This is a genomic window from Streptomyces sp. NPDC045968 (assembly GCF_056430475.1).
The window spans coordinates 57,097-75,925 of sequence record NZ_JBWKLF010000013.1 but is presented as its reverse complement, the minus strand read 5'-3'; the positions used below and the strand labels follow the sequence as shown (position 1 = coordinate 75,925).

The 18,829-nt window shown below is 72.3% G+C and carries 18 protein-coding genes; 7 read left to right on the top strand and 11 right to left on the bottom strand.

Annotated elements, in window-relative coordinates:
* The first annotated feature begins 67 nt into the window (after positions 1 to 67).
* Entirely contained in the window at positions 68 to 898 is an 831-nt protein-coding gene (locus AC07FA_RS30980; RefSeq protein ID WP_479079635.1) for an alpha/beta fold hydrolase, read from the top strand.
* 76 nt (positions 899 to 974) lie between these two features.
* On the opposite strand, the gene AC07FA_RS30975 is transcribed toward AC07FA_RS30980, so the two are convergent.
* From AC07FA_RS30975 to AC07FA_RS30945, 7 genes are all read right to left on the bottom strand, one after another.
* Positions 975 to 1,856: an ABC transporter permease gene (locus AC07FA_RS30975; RefSeq protein WP_479079634.1), complete on the bottom strand. Its 882-nt coding sequence runs from the start codon at positions 1,854 to 1,856 to the stop codon at positions 975 to 977.
* On the bottom strand, positions 1,853 to 2,764 hold the full coding sequence (locus AC07FA_RS30970; protein ID WP_479079633.1) for an ABC transporter ATP-binding protein: 912 nt from the start codon (positions 2,762 to 2,764) through the stop codon (positions 1,853 to 1,855). The genes AC07FA_RS30975 and AC07FA_RS30970 overlap by 4 nt, the downstream gene beginning before the upstream one ends.
* 103 nt (positions 2,765 to 2,867) lie before the next feature.
* Entirely contained in the window at positions 2,868 to 3,545 is a 678-nt protein-coding gene (locus AC07FA_RS30965; protein ID WP_479079632.1) for an ATP-binding cassette domain-containing protein, read from the bottom strand.
* Complete coding sequence (locus tag AC07FA_RS30960) at positions 3,542 to 4,480, bottom strand: ABC transporter ATP-binding protein (protein WP_479079631.1); 939 nt, start codon at positions 4,478 to 4,480, stop codon at positions 3,542 to 3,544. The genes AC07FA_RS30965 and AC07FA_RS30960 overlap by 4 nt, the downstream gene beginning before the upstream one ends.
* Complete coding sequence (locus AC07FA_RS30955) at positions 4,470 to 6,200, bottom strand: ABC transporter permease subunit (protein WP_479079630.1); 1,731 nt, start codon at positions 6,198 to 6,200, stop codon at positions 4,470 to 4,472. The genes AC07FA_RS30960 and AC07FA_RS30955 overlap by 11 nt, the downstream gene beginning before the upstream one ends.
* A complete protein-coding gene (locus AC07FA_RS30950; RefSeq protein WP_479079629.1) occupies positions 6,197 to 7,717 on the bottom strand; it encodes an ABC transporter substrate-binding protein in 1,521 nt (506 codons plus the stop codon). Before AC07FA_RS30950 ends, AC07FA_RS30955 begins: the two co-directional genes overlap by 4 nt.
* A 181-nt stretch (positions 7,718 to 7,898) precedes the next feature.
* Entirely contained in the window at positions 7,899 to 9,389 is a 1,491-nt protein-coding gene (locus AC07FA_RS30945; RefSeq protein WP_479079628.1) for an FG-GAP repeat protein, read from the bottom strand.
* Positions 9,390 to 9,696: 307 nt separating this feature from the next.
* Here AC07FA_RS30945 and AC07FA_RS30940 point away from each other — a divergent pair, with 307 nt between their 5' ends.
* A complete protein-coding gene (locus AC07FA_RS30940) occupies positions 9,697 to 10,392 on the top strand; it encodes a type 1 glutamine amidotransferase domain-containing protein (RefSeq protein WP_479079627.1) in 696 nt (231 codons plus the stop codon).
* Between the two features lie 34 nt (positions 10,393 to 10,426).
* Here AC07FA_RS30940 and AC07FA_RS30935 read toward each other — a convergent pair whose 3' ends face one another.
* Positions 10,427 to 10,930 carry a MarR family winged helix-turn-helix transcriptional regulator gene (locus AC07FA_RS30935; protein WP_479079626.1) on the bottom strand — a complete coding sequence of 168 codons (504 nt, stop codon included), beginning with the start codon at positions 10,928 to 10,930 and terminating at the stop codon, positions 10,427 to 10,429.
* A gap of 114 nt (positions 10,931 to 11,044) precedes the next feature.
* Between AC07FA_RS30935 and AC07FA_RS30930 the strand changes: the two genes are divergently transcribed.
* Positions 11,045 to 11,455: an organic hydroperoxide resistance protein gene (locus AC07FA_RS30930; protein ID WP_479079625.1), complete on the top strand. Its 411-nt coding sequence runs from the start codon at positions 11,045 to 11,047 to the stop codon at positions 11,453 to 11,455.
* Between the two features lie 42 nt (positions 11,456 to 11,497).
* Here the strand turns inward: AC07FA_RS30930 and AC07FA_RS30925 are convergent, their stop codons facing one another.
* Both AC07FA_RS30925 and AC07FA_RS30920 read right to left on the bottom strand, forming a co-directional pair.
* On the bottom strand, positions 11,498 to 12,508 hold the full coding sequence (locus AC07FA_RS30925) for a PHP domain-containing protein (protein ID WP_479079624.1): 1,011 nt from the start codon (positions 12,506 to 12,508) through the stop codon (positions 11,498 to 11,500).
* Positions 12,509 to 12,610: 102 nt separating this feature from the next.
* Complete coding sequence (locus AC07FA_RS30920) at positions 12,611 to 14,500, bottom strand: ABC transporter ATP-binding protein (protein ID WP_479079623.1); 1,890 nt, start codon at positions 14,498 to 14,500, stop codon at positions 12,611 to 12,613.
* 256 nt (positions 14,501 to 14,756) lie between these two features.
* Between AC07FA_RS30920 and AC07FA_RS30915 the strand changes: the two genes are divergently transcribed.
* Both AC07FA_RS30915 and AC07FA_RS30910 read left to right on the top strand, forming a co-directional pair.
* The gene (locus AC07FA_RS30915) at positions 14,757 to 15,254 is read left to right on the top strand and encodes a peptidylprolyl isomerase (RefSeq protein WP_479079622.1); all 498 of its coding nucleotides are present in this window, start codon (positions 14,757 to 14,759) and stop codon (positions 15,252 to 15,254) included.
* Positions 15,255 to 15,482: 228 nt separating this feature from the next.
* On the top strand, positions 15,483 to 16,166 hold the full coding sequence (locus AC07FA_RS30910) for a ribonuclease H family protein (protein WP_479079621.1): 684 nt from the start codon (positions 15,483 to 15,485) through the stop codon (positions 16,164 to 16,166).
* A 53-nt stretch (positions 16,167 to 16,219) separates the two neighbouring features.
* On the opposite strand, the gene AC07FA_RS30905 is transcribed toward AC07FA_RS30910, so the two are convergent.
* Positions 16,220 to 16,594 carry an ATP-binding protein gene (locus AC07FA_RS30905; protein ID WP_479079675.1) on the bottom strand — a complete coding sequence of 125 codons (375 nt, stop codon included), beginning with the start codon at positions 16,592 to 16,594 and terminating at the stop codon, positions 16,220 to 16,222.
* Between the two features lie 179 nt (positions 16,595 to 16,773).
* Between AC07FA_RS30905 and AC07FA_RS30900 the strand changes: the two genes are divergently transcribed.
* Together AC07FA_RS30900 and AC07FA_RS30895 are read left to right on the top strand one after the other, a co-directional pair.
* Positions 16,774 to 17,610, top strand: a complete 837-nt coding sequence (locus AC07FA_RS30900) for a helix-turn-helix domain-containing protein (RefSeq protein WP_479079620.1) — start codon at positions 16,774 to 16,776, stop codon at positions 17,608 to 17,610.
* Between the two features lie 80 nt (positions 17,611 to 17,690).
* Entirely contained in the window at positions 17,691 to 18,782 is a 1,092-nt protein-coding gene (locus AC07FA_RS30895) for a PP2C family protein-serine/threonine phosphatase (RefSeq protein WP_479079619.1), read from the top strand.
* The last annotated feature ends 47 nt before the right edge of the window (positions 18,783 to 18,829 follow it).

The following is an 18,829-nucleotide window of genomic DNA, read 5'->3' as shown; positions in this document are numbered from 1 at the left end:
CACCCGGGCGGGGGCCGCTGTCATAACCGGGTTGTATAACCTGGTTATGGGTGGCATGGTTCCGGTCATGCCCACTTTCTCCGCACCCGATGGAACCCGGCTCGCCTACCGCGTGACCGGCGAAGGCTCCCCGGTCGTCTGCGTCCCCGGAGGCCCCGCCGACTCCCTGTACCTCGGTGATCTCGGCGGCCTGTCGAAGCACCGGCAGCTGATCGCCCTGGACCTTCGCGGCACCGGACGCTCCGCGGTGCCCGAGGACACCTCCTCGTACCGCTGCGACCGGCTGGTCGACGACGTCGAGGCGCTGCGCGTCCACCTCGGGCTCTCCCGGCTGGACCTGCTCGGCCACTCCGCCGGCGCGAACCTCGTGACGCAGTACGCGGCCCGCCATCCGGACCGGGTCGCCAAACTCGCCCTGATCGCCCCCGGCACCCGTGCCGTCGGCATCGACATCGCGGGGGAGACGCGCCGCGCGCTGGCGCGGGCCCGGCGTGACGAGCCGTGGTTCCCCTCGGCGTTCCCCGCCCTGGAGGCGATCACCGAGGGGACCGGCAGCGACTGGGAGGCCATCGCGCCCTTCCTCTACGGCCGTTGGGACGACGCGGCGCGCGAGCACCATGCCACAAGCGGGCCGGCCAACATGGAGGCCGTCGCTCTCTTCGCCGCCGACGGCGCCTTCGACCCGGCGGCCACCCGAGCGGCGCTCCGCGCCTGCACGGCCCCCGTGCTGGTGCTCGCCGGAGAGTTCGACCTGAACAGCCCGCCACGCTCGGTGGAGGAACTCGCGGGGCTCTTCCCCGATGCCGCCCTCGTCGTGCAGCGGCGGGGCGGCCACTACCCCTGGCTCGACGACCCCGGCAGCTTCGTGGACGCCACCGCGGCGTTCCTGGGCCCGTGACGCCGCACCCCCGGGAGCTCAGGTGCCTTCGCGGCAGAGGCCGGTGAGCAGGGCCACCGCCTCCGTCCCGTACCGCTCACACGTCACGACGGTGTACGACGGCCACCGCGACGACCACCGCCACCAGCGACCAGGACCCGAAGACGATCCACGCCTCGGTGATCGGCACCGGATACCTGTCGGGGTTGTAGTCCCGGGCCGGATTCTGGACGAGGGCCTGCCACGAGGTGAGCGGCATCGCGTTGCCGATCTCCTTCACCCACCGGTAGGTCTCGCCCAGGAAGAGCGCCGGCAACAGCAGCAGTACGCCGACGACCGCGACGACGGAGCCGGCGGCGTGCCGTACGAGGGCGCCGAAGGCCATACCGATGAGGGCACACATCGGGGCGAGCAACGCTGACGCGGCGACAGCCCGCAGGGCCCCGGGATCGCCGATGGACAGGCCGTGGTGATCCCGCAGGATCGCCTGGGTGACCCCGAACGAGGTGCCCGAGACGACGGCACCGAGGGCGAGCATGACGACCGTCAGGACGCTCGCCTTGGCCGCCATCACCGCACCCCGGGCCGGGACCGCGGCGAACGTGGTGCGGATCAGTCCGGTGGTGTATTCGCCGAAGACCGCGAGGGCGCCGACCGTCCCGGCCAGGACCATGAGGAGCTGCCAGGCCGGGGCCACGAAAGCGGTCGACATGGCGTCGAACAGCATCTCGGGCCTGGCGGGGAAGCCGGGCGGCGGAGGGGGCGGCAGTTCGGGCTGATGGGCCAGCCGGTCGGCATTGGACAGGGCGGAGTTCACATTGATGCCGACGACGGCCAGGGGGCCGATTCCGAGGACCCAGTACGTGGAGCGCAGCGACCACAGCTTGATCCACTCGGCGGCGAGGAGGCCGCGGAACCGGGCGGGGGAGTCGAGGGCGGGCGTGTACGCCTTCGGGGCGGACACCGTCTGCGTGCTCATCGGCCCTCTCCCGCTCCGTACTGGACGCTGTCGGCGGTGAGTCCCATGAACGCTTCTTCCAGGGAGGCGCCCCGTGGGGCGAGTTCGTGCAGCGGGACACGGTGGTGGAGGGCGAGTTCACCGATGCGCGCGGGGCCCAGACCCGTCACCGTGCACGAGCCGTCGTCCTCGTGGCGGACGGCCGCCCCCTGTGCGGTGAGGACGGACGACAGCCGGTCGGCGGCGGGCGTACGGACGGTCACACGCAGCGGGGTGCCGCGCGCCGCGAACTCCGACACGCTCTGTGCCGCGATCAGCTCGCCCCGTCCGATGACGATCAGTTCCTGGGCGGTGTGCTCCATCTCGCCCATCAGATGGCTGGAGACCAGCACCGTACGGCCTTCGGCGGCCAGCCGGCGGAAGAGGCCGCGCACCCACAGCACCCCTTCCGGGTCCAGCCCGTTGAGCGGCTCGTCGAACAGCAGGACCGGCGGGTCACCGAGCAGAGCCGCGGCGATGCCGAGCCGCTGTTTCATTCCCAGCGAGAAACCCGCGATGCGACGCCGCGAGGCGGTGCCCAGCCCCACCTCCTCCAGGACCTCGTCCACCCGGCGGCGGGGCAGTCCGTTGCTGTGCGCCAGCGCGGACAGATGCGCGCGGGCGCTGCGTCCGCCGTGCACGTCATGGGCGTCGAGCAGCGCGCCGACATGACGCAGCCCGCGCCGGCGCCCGCGGAACGGCTGCCCGTCCACGGTGACGGTGCCGCTGCTGGGGTCGTTGAGGCCGAGGATCATCCGCAGCGTGGTGGACTTCCCGGCGCCGTTCGGGCCGAGGAACCCGGTGACATGGCCGGGTCGGACGGTGAAGGTCAGGCCGTCGACGGCGGTGGTGGCGCCGTATCTCTTCGTCAGTTCGTTGACTTCGATCACGGTTCCACGGTGCCGTGGGGAGTGCCCGCGGGGCATCGGCACACGGGCCATACCTGGGGCGGAGCCAGTGGTCCGTGGGCCTACGCCTCCGGGCCCATGGAGGTCATGACACGGTGAGCCTGCCCTCGCGCATCGTCAGAATCCGGTCGCTGAAGTGCCGCACCGCCGCCATGTCGTGGCAGATGAAGAGGTATCCGAGCCCGCGTGTCTCCTGCAGTTCGAGCAGGAGGTTGAGAATGCCGGCACGCATCGAGGGATCGAGGGCGGACACCGGCTCGTCCAGGATCAGGAGCTCGGGATCGCTCGCCAGCGCGCGGGCGATTCCCGCGCGCTGGCACTGCCCGCCGGACAGCTCGTGGGGCAGCCGCCCGCCGTGCGCGTCGTCCAGACCGACCAGGGCGAGGAGTTCGGCGACCCGGCCGGGACCGGTGGCGGCCGACCAGCGGCCCTGGGCACGCAGGGGTTCGGCGACCTGGTCACGTATGCGCCGACGCGGACTGAGCGAGCCGTACGGGTCCTGGAACACCGGCTGGATACGGGGCCGGACCGCGCGCAGCTCCCGCTCGCTCAGCGAGGTCAACTCCGTTCCGAGGAACCGGATCTCACCGCTGTGCGGCCGGCGCAGGTGCGGGACCGCGGCGGCGGTGGACGACTTGCCGCAGCCGGACGGACCGATCAGCCCCACCGTCTCGCCCGCGTCCACATGGAACGAGACTCCGTCGACCGCGGTGGTCGCCCCGTACCGCACGACCAGGTCGCGGACGTCGAGCAGCGGGCTCATACGGACTCCAGGTGGTCGAGATGACAGGCCACCTCGCGCCCGTCGACGGCACGGGGCGCGGGGCGTTCCGCGCGGCAGCGGGCGGTGGCGAACCGGCAGCGGGGCGCGAAGGCACAGCCCGCCGGAACGGCGCCGGGTGCCGGCGGCAGCCCAGGGATGGCGGGCAGCCGGGATTTCCGGGCGGTCCGGGCAGTGGGCAGGCAGGCGAGGAGACCTTCGGTGTACGGGGCGAGCGGCCGGCCCAGAATCCGGTCCACCGGGCCGTACTCGGCCAGCCGTCCCGCGTACATGACGGCCATGCGATCGGCGTGTGTGCCGACGGCGCCGAGATCATGGGTGACGAGCACGAGCGACGCTCCGGTCGCCGCGCACCGCTCGCCCAGGACCGTGAGGACCCTGTCCTGGGTCTCCGGATCGAGGGCCGTGGTCGGTTCGTCGGCGACGACCAGATCCGGACGGTTGACCATGGCCATCGCGATCACGGCGCGCTGGCGCATGCCGCCCGAGAACTCATGGGGGTGGGCCGAGGACGCGGCGGCCGGGATGCCGACCTCCTCCAGGGCGGCACGCGCCCGCAGACGCGCCTCCCTCCGGGACAGTCCCTGCACGGACCGTACGGCCAGCGCCAGTTGCTCATCGACCGGATGGACCGGCGAGAGCGCGGACAGCGCGTCCTGCGGGACGAGCGCGATGTGCCGGCCCCGGTCGGCGGCGGTGACCGGCGCACCGTGCAGCAGCACGCTCCCGGACACCGCTGCCCCGCGCGGAGTCATGCCGAGCAGAGCGTGCGCGGTCACCGACTTACCGGCCCCCGACTCGCCCACCAGGGCGAGGACTTCACCGGGCCCGACATCGAACGACAGCCCGCTCAGGGCCGGTACGCCGCCGAAGTCCACGCTCAGACCGCGGACCGACAGCACAGGATCAGACCGCAACGGGATCCGCCTTCTTCCGAGTGGGTGCGCGGCTCGTCCTGCCGCGCTGCGTGTACGCCGACAGGGAGACGGCGAGCGCGGCGAGGAGCGCCAGTGTGACCGCCGGGGCGAGCGCCGCGACCGGCGCCCGCTCGATGTAGTCGGCGGACTCGTCGAGCAGGAGACCCCAGTCGGGGGACGGCGGCTGGGCTGCGAGACCGAGGAAGCCGAGCGAGGCCAGGGCCAGGGCGATCCCGGGCAGACGCAGGACCGCGTGCCGGGCGACCGGCCCGGCCACCGAGGGCAGCACGTGGCGGACCATGATCCGGGCCGGGCTCGCCCCGATCGCCTTCTGCGCCGACAGGAACGCCGAAGCACGCACCTCCTGGGTGAGCGCCGCGGCGTGCGCGGCGAGCGGAGGCCAGGAGATCAGGGCGACGGCGAGCGCCGCGCCGCCCGCACCGGGGCCGGTCGACGCCGCCACCAGAATGCCGACGATCACCGGCGGGAGCGCGTTGGCGATATCGGCAAGACCGGTCGCGACGTCCGGCAGGAAACCGAGGGCGAGCCCGATGACCAGGCCGAGGAGGCAGACGGCGGCTGCCGTGCCGACCGTCGAGCCGGCGCCGTGCCCCAGCCTCGCCAGTACGTCGCGGCCGAGGGCGTCGGTTCCCAGGGGATGCGACCAGGACGGCGCGGTCAGCCGGGCGGTGGTGTCGATGACATACGGATCACGCAGCAGACCCCAGCCGGTCACTCCGGCCAGCAGCGCGCCCAGCGCGACGGGTACGGCGGGGGAGACCCGTACCGGGCGGGCGGCGGGGAGGGTGAGCGCGGCGTCGCGGAGCGCGGGACCGAGCAGTCGCGCGCGTACGAAGGCCGACACCACGCCCACCAGCAACCCGAGTGCCAGCAGGGCCAGGACCGCTCCCTGGAGCAGCGGCAGATCCTGTGACCTGGCCGCGCCGAGGGCGGTGCGGCCGAGTCCCGGCACCGCGAAGACCGTCTCGACGGCCACCGCGCCGCCGGTCAGACCGACCGCTGCCATGCCGAACTGCGGTACCAGGGGCGGCAGAACACGGCGCAGAGCGCCCGCGGTGATGGTCCGCCGGCCGACGCCGGCGCCGCGCCACAGCTCCACCCAGCGTTCGTCGAGCGCGTTGGGCAGCGCGTCGGCGACCAGCCGGCCGAGCAGCGCGCCGGCCGGGATTCCGAGTGCGAGCGCCGGGAGGACCATGTGCGCGGGCCCGTCCCAGCCGGAGGTGGGGAACCAGCCCAGCCACACCCCGGCGACGACGAGAAGCAGCAGGGCGACCAGATACTCCGGGACGGCGGCGAGCATCGCGCCGAACGCCCCGGCGGTGCCCCGTCCGCGTACCAGAACCGGCAGGGCCAGGGCGGATCCCACCAGGAGAGCGACGGCCAGGGACGCGCCCATCAGCGCCAGCGAGACCTGGAGACCGGCCGTGACCGACGGCAGGACCTCCGCGCCGGACACCCACGACACACCGAGATCGCCGCGGATCAGCGCGGCCGCCCAGTGCCCCAGCAGCCCGAGCGGCCCGGCGTCGAGCCCGAGGTCGTCGCGGATGGCGTCCAGGGCCTCGGCGGTCGGCTCCTGCTCCGCCGACCGGGCCCGCAGCAGGCTGAGCGCCGGGTCCTTGCCGGACAGCCAGGGCAGCAGTCCGACGAGGGCGAGTACGGCGGCCAGCCCGGCCGCCCGTGTGAGGGCCGTTCTCACTTGACGTGCGTGTGGATCGTGACGAGTTCGCGCTCGCGCGGGTCGTGGGCGGCGCCCGTGACGCCCGCCGCGTCGCCCTGGATGACCCGCTCGTGCAGCATCGGCACGGCGGCGTCCGTGGCGAGCACGGCTGCCTCGGCGGCCATGACCGCCTTGCGCCGGGCATCGCCGGTCCGGGTCTGCGAGGCGGTGGCCAGCGCCCTGTCGACGTCGGGATCGGAGAGCCGCGCGATGTTGAAGGAGCCTTCGCCCGCGAAATCGCTGTACAGGTACGCGGCCGGGTCGCCGGAGTCCAGAATCGTGGCCCGCGACAGAATGAACGCGTCGAACTTCCCCGCGAGGGCGTCCGCTTCGATGTGGGCGTACTCACGGACTTCGAGCCTCACCCGGAAACCCGCTGCCTGGAGCTGCTGTTGCAGGATCTGGGCGACCTCGGGCAGCTCGGCCCGGTCGGTGAACGTACCGATCGTGATCTCGGCGCCCCGCGGATCGCGCGCCGCGGTCCGTACGGGAGTCCCGCGCAGCTTCGCGGCCCAGGGGAGCGCCGGCCCGAGGAGTCCTTCGGCGACGTCGGCCCTGCCTTCGTACACACTCTTCACGATCTGCTCGGCGTCGACGGCCGCGCGCGCGGCCGCCCGTACGCGCGCGTCCTTGAACGGCCCGGTCCCGGTGTTCAGATACAGGGTGTTGGTGCGCGGCATCGGCACCTCCCGGATCAGCTCCGCGTCCAGGAGCCGTGCCTGCGAGACGGGCACCGCCTCGACGATGTCGGCCTCTCCGCTGCGCAGCGCGGCGGCCCGTGCGGTGCCGTCGGGCACGAACCTCACGTCGATGCCGGCCGCCTTCGCCCGGCCGCCCCAGTAGCGGTCGTAACGGTCGAGCGTCGCCGTGCTGGTGCCCTCCACCTCGACCAGCTCGAAGGGACCCGTGCCCGCGCCCACCGGGCTGACGGTCCTGCCGCGGTATGCCTTGGCGGCGAGGATCGACAGCTGCGGAGAGCTGAGTCGCTGGGGGACCAGTGGGTCGGCCGTGGCGGTGGTGACCGTGACCGTGCGGGGGCCGGTGGCGCGGACGGTGAGTGACACGCCGTCGAGGATGCGTGGCTTGGGTGACGCGGTGGCGGCGACGGTGAGGGACTTCACGGCGGACCGTGCGGTGAAGTCCGAGCCGTCGTGGAACGTCACGCCCTCGCGGAGGGTGAACGTCCAGTCCCGGCCGTTCTGTTGCCACGCGGTGGCGAGGGCGGGCCGGGCGTTGCCCTCGGTGTCCAGGCGGGTCAGGGTCTCGGCGGTGGACCAGCGCGACAGCTTGAACGCGTCGTCGGTCAGCGGTGAAAGGCCCGAGCGCGGCGGCTGCATCATCGCGACGCGCAACCGGGCGCCGTCGCCGCCGGCGGAGGGGCCGGCTGCCGCGAAGCAGCCGGTGAGCAGCGCCGAGGCCGTACTCAGACCGACCACGGACAGGAGGCCCCGACGGGATATGCGGGAGTTTTCGGGCAGGCGCAAGGGTGTCCCCATCGGGATGCGAAGAGTGGGTGAAGCCGATGCGGCGACCCTAGCATTATGACAATCATGTTCAGTAACGTGCGTGGCGTGGGCGGTCCGGGCCGTTCGTGCGGTCCGGGCCGTTCATGCGGGGGGCATGCGAACGGCGCACCGCGGCAGCCGTGCAGCCCTGCCGCGGTGCGCCAGCGCCCGGTTACTTGTCGATCGAGGCCCCGTACGCCGCGTCCGTCGCCGGAGCTCCGAGCGAGCCGCCGCCGTACGTCCACGAGCCGGTGGCCGTGACCCCGCCGGAACCGGCCGAGAGCACCCACACGACACCGTCGCCGGTGTTCTCACCCGGTGCCGAGGCCAGCAGGCCGAAGCGGCCGTCCCGGTTCGGGTCGGTCAGCTTGACCTGGCCGCCCCAGCGGTCGCCCGTCTCCGCGGAACCCGGCACATGCGTGGAGTTCTGGTCCCACGACGCGGCGCCGGTGGCCGTCAGCCCCCGGGCCGCGCCGCGCAGCACCCACACCGCGCCCGCGTCCGTGACCGTGCCGATGTCCTCGCCGGCCGCGCCGATCGCCACGTCCGCGTATCCGTCGCCGTCGGTGTCCGCGACGGAGAGGTCGGTGCCCCAGCCGTCACCGCGCTCGGGCGCTCCGGGGACCCCGGCCGTCCCCTGGGTCCACCACTGCGGGGGGCTGTCGGCGCCGTCGGTGCCGAGCGGTCCGTCGGGGCTGCCGTAGTAGACGCCGACCAGACCGCCGGTCATCGTCTCGCCCCCGTCGTCGGGGCTCTTCGGCTCACCGGTCACGAGGTCGTCGTAGCCGTCGCGGTTGATGTCACCGGACGCCACGACCGGGCCGCCGCGCATATCGCGCTCGTACACGAGCCCCTCGGGCTGTCCCGAGAAGAAGGACGACCAGCCGTGGCCGGGTTCCGCCCCCGCCGTGACCCCCGCGACGACCAGATCGGCCAGGCCGTTGTTGTCGTAGTCGCCCGTGGTCAGGGACCTGGGCAGGATGTCGCGCTCCTCCGCGACCGTGGAGAGGCGGCTGCGAGAGGTGCGCTCCAGGGGTGCGGACCGCAGCCGCGGGGAGGTGTCGTACCTGTACAGATGTACGAAGTCGCGGTCGAGGACGGCTAGTTGGTCCTCAGGGCTGTCGGGGCTGAAGTGGCCGGCGGCCAGACCGCCGCCGAACCTCTCGCCGGCCGCGGGCTCCTCGGTCTCCAGCCAGGCGCTGTTCGCCCCGTACAGTCCCGACGACCCGCCCCACAGCACGGTGACGCCACCCGCGTCCGCCGCTGTTGCGATGTCCTCGCCCGGGGTGCCGACGATCGCGTCGTCGTACCCGTCGCCGTTGAGGTCGCCGGTTGCCACGGCCTTGCCGAAGCCGTCACCGGCCTCGGCCGCGCCGGCCACGCCTGTGGTGGACTGGCTGAACACCGCGGACCGGCCGGTGCCGATTCCGGAAGACGAGCCGTACTGCACGGTGACGTACCCCGCGCCCTTCTTTCCGTTGACGGTCCCGGCCGGCGCGCCGATGAGCACGTCCTCGTAACCGTCGTCGTTGAAATCGCTGTTGCGGTCGCTTGCATGGGTGGCGCCGGAGGTTCCGGCGTAGGCGGAGGGGGCGGCGATGCCCGCTCCCGTCAGCAGGAGGAATGAGGCCGCGGCAATGGCGGCCGAACGACGAGTACGCACGAGCGGCTCCTCTGAGAAGGATGGCCGGGCGAGTGCGGGGGTTGGCCGGAAAGGGCCCGTTCCTTCCCGGCGTCCTGTTTGACCGCGCCGGGGGTACAAGGGTTGTACGGCGCGTTCGGCCTTCCGGTCGCGGACGGCGTATGTCCTGTTTGATACGTATGGGCTATCGGCCTACCGTCTACGTAGCGCCGCACTGACAGCCGTATTCGTCTGCGCGTCGGAAGCGCCGACGGCCGCGGGACATCAGGGCGTGTGGACCGGAACCATCCTCGGGCCCGGCCGGGCCCACTCCCCGGAGAAGAGCGATATGTCGAAGATTCTGTTCGTTGTGACGGGCGCGGACCACTGGACCCTGGCGGACGGCACCAAGCACCCGACGGGTTTCTGGGCCGAGGAGGCCGTGGCTCCGTACGAGGCGTTCAAGGCCGCTGGTCACGAGATCGTCGTCGCCACCCCGGGCGGCGTCGTGCCCACCGTGGACCGGGGCAGCCTGGCCCCCGAGTACAACGGCGGCCAGGAGGGCGCCGACCGCGTCGCCCGTGCACTGGAGTCCTTCACCGAGCTCCAGCACCCGATCGCGCTGGGTGACGTGAAGCTGGATGACTATGCCGCGGTCTTCTACCCCGGCGGCCACGGTCCCATGGAGGACCTCGCCGTCGACGCGGTCTCCGGGGGTCTGCTGACCCGGGCGCTGGAGTCCGGCAAGCCCCTCGGAGTCGTCTGCCACGCCCCGGCCGCACTGCTCGCGGCGCGCAAGGAGGACGGCACCAACCCGTTCGCCGGCTACCGGCTGACCGGCTTCACCAACGCCGAAGAGACCCAGGGCGGCCTGGCGGACAAGGCGAAGTGGCTGCTCCAGGACCGTCTGGTCGAGTTCGGCGCGGACTTCCAGGAGGGTGAGGCGTGGGCCCCGTACGTGATCGTCGACCGCAATCTGGTCACCGGTCAGAACCCGGCCTCCTCCGCCCCACTCGCGGCCGAGCTGCTCAAGAAGATGGGCTGAATCCCGGCACCGGGCTGCACGAACAGCCGGCGCCTCAGCCCTGTCGCGGCTTGTCCAGGGCTGAGGTGAGCCGCCCGAGTACGTCTTGCAGGGCGATGATCTCCGCCACCGGAAGTCCGGTGGCGTCGAGGATTCTCCGTGGCACCGCCAGGGCCCGTTCGCGCAGTTCCGCGCCGGTCTCCGTGAGGCCGACGATGACGGAGCGTTCGTCCCGGGGGTCTCGCCCGCGGACGACCAGGCCGGCCGACTCAAGCCTCTTCAGCAGCGGGGACAGCGTCCCGGAGTCGAGGCGGAGCCGCTCACCGATCGCCTTCACCTGCTGCGGTCCGTGCTCCCACAGCACCAGCATGGCCAGGTACTGGGGATAGGTCAGGCCCAGGTCCTTCAGCGCGTCCCGGTACACCCCGCCGAACGCCCGGGAGGCGGCGTGCAGGGAGAAGCAGACCTGGTGGTCCAGGCGCAGCAGTTCCGCTTCCGGCAGCCCGGGGGCGCCGAGCGGGGCGGGCGGTCCGGAGGCGGTGGTCGGCGAAGGCGTCATGGAACCAGAGTATCTCGTTGTGCTCGATTCGGTTGTGCACAATTGAATTGTGTGCAAGTCTTTGTTGCGAGGGGTGACCGGGCCGGTCACCGCGACAGGAGAGAAGGTCATTCCATGAACGCGCTCTACACCGCTGCCGCCACCGCCAACGGACGAGAGGGCCGGGCCGTGAGCTCGGACGGTCAGATCGACCTCGCCCTGGCGCTGCCGCCGGCGCTCGGCGGCAACGGCAAGGGCACCAACCCCGAGCAGCTGTTCGCCGCCGGGTACGCCGCGTGCTTCGCCAGCGCGATGGCATCGGTCGGCCGGGAGATGAAGGTCGACACCAAGGACGTCAGTGTGACCGCCGAGGTCTCGATCGGGAAGGACGACACGGGCTTCGGTCTCGCGGTCGTCATGCGGGTCGAGCTGCCGGAGGCCCTGGAGGGCGAGACGGGCCGCAAGCTGGTCGAGGCCACGCACGCCTACTGCCCCTACTCCAAGGCCACGCGCGGCAACATCGACGTCGAACTCGTCATCGAGTAACCGTCGTTGACGGCACGTCACATCGGTGAGCAGGGGCGGCTTTCATGATCGGCCGGTCCAGGCCAGCACCTGGTCGGCGCTCCACGCCGTGACGACCCGCTCCGCGGGCACCCCGCACTCCTCCGCACGCGCGCAGCCGAAGATCTGCCATTCGAGCTGGCCCGGGGCGTGCGCGTCGGTGTCGATCGAGAACAGCACACCCGCCTCGACGGCCTGTCTCAGCAGGCGCCGGGGCGGGTCGAGCCGTTCCGGGCGGCTGTTGATCTCCACGGCCGTCCCGGCCTCCGCGCAGGCGGCGAAGACCTGATCCGCGTCGAACTCGGACTCCGGCCGCTTACGGCCGGAGAGCAGGCGCCCGGTGCAGTGCCCGAGGATGTCCGTATGCGGGTTGCGGACCGCCGCGATCAGGCGCCGCGTCATCGCGCGGGCGTCCATCCGCAGTTTCGAGTGCGCGGACGCGACCACCACGTCCAACTGCTCCAGCAGCTCCGGCTCCTGGTCGAGCGAGCCGTCTGCCAGGATGTCGCACTCGATTCCGGTGAGCAGCCGGAACGGGGCCCACCGCTCGTTGAGTTCGGCCACCTCGGCCAGTTGCCGGCGCAGCCGCTCGGGCGACAGTCCGTTGGCCACGGTCAGCCGCGGGGAGTGGTCGGTCAGGACCGCCCACTCGTGCCCCAGCTCCCGCGCGGCACGGCCCATCTCCTCGATCGGACTTCCCCCGTCCGACCAGTCCGAGTGCATGTGGCAGTCGCCCCGCAGAAGGGCGCGGAGCTCTTCGCCCCCCTCCGTGAGCGGGGCGGCGGACTCCGTCTCCAGCCGGTCGAGGTAGCGCGGAACCGATCCGCCCTGGGCCTCCCGGATCACCTGGGCCGTCTTCGGCCCGATCCCGTTCACCGACTCCAGCGGCCCATGGGCCACCAGCTCCGCCAGGTCGTCCGCCGGGATCTGCGCGATCGCGTCGGCCGCCCTGCGGAAAGCCTTCACCCGGTACGTCTCCGCCTGTGACCGCTCCAGCAGGAACGCGATCCGGCGCAGCGCGCTCACCGGCTCCATCAGCACCTCCGTGGACGGTCCCAGGGTCTGCAACCAGCTTCGCCGAGTCCTGCCCCGTCCGCACAGCGAAGGCGTGGCGGCGAGGGCGGGACCCGGCGCGGGTCAGCTGACGGGCTGCGCCTCCTCGGTCTCGGGGCGCTCGAACTGGGTGCGGTACAGCTGCTCGTATCTGCCTCCGGCGGCCAGCAGTTCGGTGTGGGTTCCGCGTTCCACGATCCGGCCCTCCTCGACGACCAGGATCAGATCGGCGGCGCGTACCGTCGAGAGCCGGTGGGCGATCACCACGGCGGTCCTGCCCTCCAGCGCCTCGGCCAGAGCCTCCTGCACGGCCGCTTCGGAGGTCGAGTCGAGATGGGCGGTCGCCTCGTCGAGGATCACCACCCGCTGGCGGGCCAGGAGCAGCCGGGCGATGGTCAGCCGCTGCCGTTCCCCGCCGGAGAGCCGGTAGCCGCGTTCGCCGACGACCGTGTCGAGGCCGTCGGGCAGCGAGGCGATCAGACCGTCGAGACGGGAGCGGCGCAGGGCGTCCCAGATGTCGTCCTCGGTGGCCTCCGGCCGGGCGAGCAGCAGGTTGGCACGGACGGATTCGTGGAAGAGGTGTCCGTCCTGGGTGACCATGCCGAGCGTTTCGCGGATCGAGTCGCCGGTGAGGTCGCGTACGTCGACGCCGTTCAGCCGGACCGAACCGGCGTCGGCGTCGTACAGCCGGGGCAGCAGCTGCGCGATCGTGGACTTGCCCGCTCCCGAGGAGCCGACCAGGGCGACCATCCGGCCGGGTTCGGCGCGGAAGGAGACGTCGTGCAGGACCTGCGTACCGCCGCGCGCGTCGAGCGTCGCGACGTCTTCGAGCGAGGCGAGGGAGACCTTGTCGGCGGACGGATAGCCGAAGGAGACCCCGTCGAACTCCACGGAGACCGGACCGTCCGGCACCCGTCGGGCGTCGGGCTTCTCGGCGATCAGCGGCTTCAGGTCCAGGATCTCGAACACCCGCTCGAAGCTGACCAGCGCGCTCATCACCTCGACACGGGCGCCCGCCAGTGCGGTCAGCGGCGCGTAGAGGCGGGTGAGCAGCAGGGCGAGGGCGACGATCGCGCCGGGGTCGAGAGATCCGCGCAGCGTGTAGTAGCCGCCGAGCCCGTAGACCAGGGCGAGCGCCAGGGCGGACACCAGGGTCAGAGCGGTGATGAAGGTGGACTGGGCCATGGCCGTACGGACACCGATGTCACGCACCCGGCCGGCGCGGGCGGCGAACTCCGCCGACTCCTCGGAGGGGCGGCCGAAGAGTTTCACGAGCGTCGCGCCGGGTGCGGAGAAGCGCTCGGTCATCTGCGTGCCCATGGCGGCGTTGTGGTGGGCGGCCTCGCGCTGCAACCCGGCCATCCTGGAGCCCATCCTGCGGGCCGGGACGACGAACACCGGCAGCAGGACCAGCGCGAGCAGCGTGATCTGCCAGGAGATGCTGAGCATGACGGCGAGGGTCAGGAGCAGGGTGACGAGATTGGAGACGACGCCGGACAGCGTGTTGCTGAAGGCCCGCTGCGCGCCGATCACGTCGTTGTTGAGCCGGCTGACGAGCGCGCCGGTCCGGGTCCGGGTGAAGAAGGCGATCGGCATCCGCTGGACGTGGTCGAAGACCGCCGTACGCAGATCGAGGATCAGGCCCTCGCCGAGCCCGGCCGACAGCCACCGGGTGAGCAGGCCGAGGGCCGCCTCGGCTACGGCGATGACGGCGATGAGGGCCGCGATCCGGGTGACCACGCCGGTGTCCCGGCCCTGGATGATCGCGTCGACGACGCTCCCTGCCAGTACGGGTGTGGCGACCGCCAGGAGGGCGGTGACCACGCTGAGCGCCAGGAAGCGGTAGATCCGACGCCGGTGCGGGCGGGCGAAGGCGACGATGCGGCGCAGCGTCGCCCGGGAGAAGGGCCGGCGGTCCTTCTGTGCGGTCATCGCGCTGTGCAGCGACGACCACGCGGTCATTTCCATGCTCATGAGGGTTTCTCCGGAAGGTGTCGGACGACGCGGGATGCCCGACGGCCGGTGCGGCCCCGGGGTGTGCGTAGAGAACGCTAGGACCTAAAGCAAGCTTGAGGTCAACCGTCTCGGTGGGCCGGCCCATGAGAACGTCCGCGACGCGCCGACCGCAGCGGGGGCAACGAGGCCCTGACCACCTCTGTTCGAGGCATGAGCGGCCGGTGGAGGGGGGTGCCGTGCATCCGGAGGTGCCGGGGAATGTCAGGATGGCTTCATGACAATCAAGACCTACTTCGACATCACCATCGACGGCAAGCCCGCCGGCCGGATCGTTTTCAACCTCTTCGACGACGTCGCTCCCAAGACGGTTGAGAACTTCCGTGCGCTGTCCACGGGCGAACAGGGATACGGCTACGCCGGCTCGCCGTTCCACCGTGTCATCCCGGACTTCATGCTCCAGGGCGGCGACTTCACCCGCCAGAACGGCACCGGCGGCAAGAGCATCTACGGTGAGAAGTTCGCCGACGAGAACTTCACGCTCAAGCACACCAAGCCGGGCCTGCTGTCGATGGCCAACGCCGGCCCGAACAGCAACGGCTCGCAGTTCTTCATCACCACCGTGGTGACGCCGTGGCTCGACGGCAAGCACGTCGTCTTCGGCGAGGTCGCCGACGACGCCAGCATGGAGCTGGTCCGCACGATCGAGTCCTACGGCTCGCGCAGCGGCCAGACCAAGGCCGAGATCGCCGTCTCCGCCTCCGGTCAGCTCTGACCCGTCCCCCGCACCACCCTGCCCCACCACGAGCGCCCCGGCCGGTGAACCCACCCGCCGGGGCGCTCCGGTCCGCCCGGCCCCCGGCCGGTCATGGGCGAGATCCGCTCACCCCCGGCCACGTCCTGGACCTGGTTGATCCGCCGCTCCGGACCTCCGGCGCCGACCAGGGCGCGAAGGGATTGTCCGGGGGCGGGATGCCTCCGCGGGGCTGGCATGATCAAGGGCATGGACGAGAGCATCATCGCCGCGTGTGACGGGGCGTCGAAGGGGAATCCGGGGCCGGCCGGCTGGGCATGGGTCGTGGCCGACGCGCAGGGGCGGCCGGAGCGCTGGGAGGCCGGGCCGCTCGGGACCGCCACCAACAACATCGCCGAGCTCACCGCCCTGGCGGAGCTGCTGGAGTCCACCGATCCGGCCGTTCCGGCCGAGGTGCGCATGGATTCGCAGTACGCGATGAACGCGGTGACGAAGTGGCTGCCGGGATGGAAGCGCAACGGCTGGAAGACCTCGGGCGGCAAGCCCGTCGCCAACCAGGAGCTGGTGACCCGCATCGACGCCCTGCTGAGCGGCCGGAGCGTGACCTTCCGCTACGTTCCCGCCCACCAGGTGGACGGCGACCCGCTCAACGCGCTCGCCGACCAGGCGGCCAGCGAGGCCGCCGTGACGCAGAGGGCCGCGGGGACGGTCCACGGCACCGCCGATCTGCCGGTGCCCGCTCCCGCCCGGTCGTCGAAGGCCCGCGCCGACAGCGGGGCGGCGAAGGGCGCCAAGGGCGGCGCGCGTACCGGCACGATCCGGGCGAAGTTCGCCGGACGGTGCCACTGCGGGAAGTCCTACGCGGCGAAGGACATGATCGCCAAGAATCCGAACGGCTGGGGACACCCGGAGTGCCGGACCGCGCCCGCCTGAGGCGCCGCGGTGGATGACGTGGAGCCCCGGGGCGGAGGGAAAGCCCGGCTCCGTCAGATATCGGCCCAGACCAGACGGCTCGCGAGGCCGGCGCTCGTGCCCCAGCGGGCGGCCAGCGCGTCCACGAGCAGCAGACCCCTGCCGCCCTCGGACAGCGTCTCCGGATCGGGGGCCCCGCCGGGCGTGTCCGTCGCCAGATCATCCCCCGGTGGGGTCGGGGACGGGATGCGGACCCTGCCGTGGTTCCACACGCAGATACGGACCCCGCTGTGCGAGCGCATGAGCCGGCACCGGATACGGCGGCTGTTGGTGTGCTGAACGGCGTTGGCGACCAGCTCGGTCACGACCAGGGCCGCGGCCTCGATCCGGTCGCTGGGTTCACCCCAGTCCCGCATCGCCTCCTGCACCCGTCGCCGGGACTCCGGCACACCATGGGGGACGCGGGGTATCCACCAGCTGCGTGCACGCCTGCCACCCGCGTCCTCGGGAGCTCGCGGCGTGCACGTGTCTATTTCCGACATGTATGTACTCTCGGCGCAAAGGGCATACTTTGCAAGCGACAGAATGTGCCGCGCTCCGCATCGGGGCCATGGAGGAAGGTACGAACATGCGCCCCCGGTCCGGTCCCACCGTGGAACATCGCGTCCTCGCGGTCCGGCTCCGGCTGCTGCGGGAACGGGCGGGCGTGACCCTGAGCGCCGCGGCACAGGCTCTGGACGCCCACCCGGCGACCGTACGGCGCATCGAACGGGCCGAGACCGGCCTGGACGCCCGCCAGGTCCGCCTTCTCCTGGACTGTTACGGGGTCCCGGCGGCCGACGCCGAGCCGATCATCGCGGGCCTCGGCGCCGCGAGCCTGCCCGGCTGGTGGCACCAGTGGCGCGACGCGATGGAACCCTGGCAGCAGGAGGTCATCGGCATGGAGTCCTCGGCCGGCCTCGTACGGACCTGGCACCCCGCGCTCGTACCCGAACTGCTGCGTACCCCCGCCTACGCCGAGGCACTGGACCGCGCGCTGCACCCCGACGGTGACGCCGCCCGCCGCGAGCGCCGCGTCGAGCTGCTGCGGGAGCGGCAGCGCCGGCTGGCCTACCGCGGTGCCGCCCTGTGGGCCCTGATCCCGGCGGCCGCACTCCACACCCGGGTCGGTGACCGGCGGGTGATGGAGGAGCAACGGGAGGCGCTGGCCGAGGCCGCGCACCGGCCGCACGTCACCGTGCAGGTGGTACCGCTCGACCATCCACCGCACCCGCTGACCGGCGTCCCGCCCCTGCATCTGCTGCGGGTGTCCGCCCCGGAGATCGGGGACCAGGCGATCCTGGAGACCCCCGGGGTCCGCGTCGACATCGTCGACGATCCGGCCACGGTGATGAACCACCGCATCCGCATCGACGCCACCTGCGCCGCCGCCCCCCGCCCCGGCACGCCGTTCCCGGTCGCCTGACCGGTCCGGCGGTCCGGCGGTCCGGCGGTCCGGCGGCCCGTCGGGATGCGGCGTACGCGGGTTACGGCCAGCGTGGGGGAGTGGTGCAGCGGAGCAAGGCCCAGTGGATTCCCGCCGGCGTGATCGTGCTGGCCGTCGTGCTCGACCTGGTGACCCCGAGCGAGGTGACGTCCGCGCCGCTCATCATGGCGGCACCCGTCGCCGCCGCGCCGCTCCTCCCGCTGCGCGGCATCATCCTCACCGGCCTCGCCTCGATGGCCGTCCACGCGGGCCTGGCACGGGTGGACGGCACCTTCGGCTGGCACCGCGGTCTGGCCAACCAGCTCACCCTTGTGGCCGTAACGCTGCTCGCCGTGTTCATCCACCGCACGATCGAACGGCAGGCCGACAGGACGAAGCGCGCCCTGCGCGTCGCGGCCATCGCCCAGGGCGCCGTGCTGCCCAGACCGCCTGGAAAGCTGGGAGACCTGCACATCGCCGCCCGGTATGTCCCCGCCGAGGACGAGGCCATGATCGGCGGCGACCTCTATGTCGTCCAGGAGACCCCGTACGGCACCCGGGTCTTCGTCGGTGACGTGCGCGGCAAAGGCCTGGGCGCCGTCAGCGCGGTCTGCGTCGACCTCGGCGCGTTCCGCTACGCCGCGGACCAGGCCGAAGACCTTGAGGAACTGGTGCGTTCGCTGGAAGAGGCCCTGCTGCGCGAGGGCGCCCGACGGGGCGGCCTCGAACAGGAAGAGGGTTTCACCACCGCGCTGATCGCGGAGTTCGCCACCGACCTCAGTGCCGTACGCATCGTCAACCGCGGCCACCCGCCGCCCCTGCTCCTCGACGCCCAGGGCACGGCAACCCCCCTGGAACCGACCCGGGAAGCGCCCCCGCTGGCGGTCGGCGCGCTGGGCCACTGGCCCGCACCGGTCGACACGTTCCCGTTCCCGCCCGGCGCGACCCTGCTGTGCTTCACGGACGGCATCACCGAATCCAGGGACACCCGAGGCGTCTTCTACGACGCCGCCGCACGCATGCCCCTCCTGCTCCGCCACCACGCCAGGTCCGGTGAGGAGGCCACACCGGCGCAGGTCCTCGACATGCTGATCCGGGACGTGCGACGCCACACCGGCGGCCGGCCCCAGGACGACCAGGCGCTCCTCGCGCTGCGCCGCGCCCCGGGCTGACGGGCCGCGCCGCTCACCGTGCCGACACGGCCGGGAGACGCCCCGGC

What these genes read in the sequence shown, in the direction of transcription:
- AC07FA_RS30980 (WP_479079635.1), top strand. Translation starts at nt 68, where the DNA reads ATGCCCACTTTCTCCGCACCCGATGGAACCCGGCTCGCCTACCGCGTG.
- AC07FA_RS30965 (WP_479079632.1), bottom strand. Translation starts at nt 3,545, where the DNA reads ATGAGCCCGCTGCTCGACGTCCGCGACCTGGTCGTGCGGTACGGGGCG.
- AC07FA_RS30910 (WP_479079621.1), top strand. Translation starts at nt 15,483, where the DNA reads ATGGACGAGAGCATCATCGCCGCGTGTGACGGGGCGTCGAAGGGGAAT.
- AC07FA_RS30920 (WP_479079623.1), bottom strand. Translation starts at nt 14,500, where the DNA reads ATGAGCATGGAAATGACCGCGTGGTCGTCGCTGCACAGCGCGATGACC.
- AC07FA_RS30930 (WP_479079625.1), top strand. Translation starts at nt 11,045, where the DNA reads ATGAACGCGCTCTACACCGCTGCCGCCACCGCCAACGGACGAGAGGGC.
- AC07FA_RS30925 (WP_479079624.1), bottom strand. Translation starts at nt 12,508, where the DNA reads ATGGAGCCGGTGAGCGCGCTGCGCCGGATCGCGTTCCTGCTGGAGCGG.
- AC07FA_RS30915 (WP_479079622.1), top strand. Translation starts at nt 14,757, where the DNA reads ATGACAATCAAGACCTACTTCGACATCACCATCGACGGCAAGCCCGCC.
- AC07FA_RS30900 (WP_479079620.1), top strand. Translation starts at nt 16,774, where the DNA reads ATGCGCCCCCGGTCCGGTCCCACCGTGGAACATCGCGTCCTCGCGGTC.
- AC07FA_RS30975 (WP_479079634.1), bottom strand. Translation starts at nt 1,856, where the DNA reads ATGAGCACGCAGACGGTGTCCGCCCCGAAGGCGTACACGCCCGCCCTC.
- AC07FA_RS30935 (WP_479079626.1), bottom strand. Translation starts at nt 10,930, where the DNA reads ATGACGCCTTCGCCGACCACCGCCTCCGGACCGCCCGCCCCGCTCGGC.
- AC07FA_RS30950 (WP_479079629.1), bottom strand. Translation starts at nt 7,717, where the DNA reads ATGGGGACACCCTTGCGCCTGCCCGAAAACTCCCGCATATCCCGTCGG.
- AC07FA_RS30940 (WP_479079627.1), top strand. Translation starts at nt 9,697, where the DNA reads ATGTCGAAGATTCTGTTCGTTGTGACGGGCGCGGACCACTGGACCCTG.